Origin of the sequence: Anabaena sp. UHCC 0253, from assembly GCF_009712085.1 — a bacterium.
In the GTDB taxonomy this organism is placed as follows: domain Bacteria; phylum Cyanobacteriota; class Cyanobacteriia; order Cyanobacteriales; family Nostocaceae; genus Dolichospermum.
The window spans coordinates 214,708-215,340 of record NZ_VILD01000010.1; the positions used below are offsets into that span (position 1 = coordinate 214,708).

At 41.5% G+C, this 633-nt stretch carries 1 pseudogene; it reads right to left on the reverse strand.

Annotation, left to right across the window (positions count from 1 at the left end):
• A pseudogene (locus tag FJR38_RS27890) lies at positions 1-633 on the reverse strand (tetratricopeptide repeat protein); the annotation flags it as partial.

Consider the following 633-nt stretch of genomic DNA (forward strand, 5'->3'; position numbering starts at 1 on the left):
CTCACCAAGGCGGTCTTTGATTTCTCTAGCGATCGCTAAACTTTGTTGATGATAGTCAATAGCTGTAGGATAGTCTCCTAAACTATTGTAGGCAATACCGAGATTTCCCAGTGATTGACTTTCACCAAGACGGTCTTTGATTTCTCTAGCGATTATTAAACGTTGTTGATGATAGTCAATAGCTGTAGGATAGTCTCCTAAACTATTGTAGGCAATACCGAGATTTCCCAGTGATTGACTTTCACCAAGACGGTCTTTGATTTCTTTCGCGATCGCTAAACTTTGTTGATGGTAGTCAATAGCTGTATGATAGTCTCCTAAAACATCGTAAACAGCACCAAGACTTCCTAGTGATTGACCCTCACCAAGACGGTCTTTGATTTCTCTAGCGATCGCTAAACTTTTTTGATGGTAGTCAATAGCTGTAGGATAGTCTCCCAAACGATGGTAGCCAACACCGAGATTTTCCAATGCATTACCCTCACCAAGACGGTCTTTGATTTCTTTCGCGATCGCTAAACGTTGTTGATGATAGTCAATAGCTGTAGGATAGTCTCCTAAACTATTGTAGGCAATACCGAGATTCCCAGTGCATTACCCTCACCAAGACGGTCTTTGATTTCTCTAGCGATT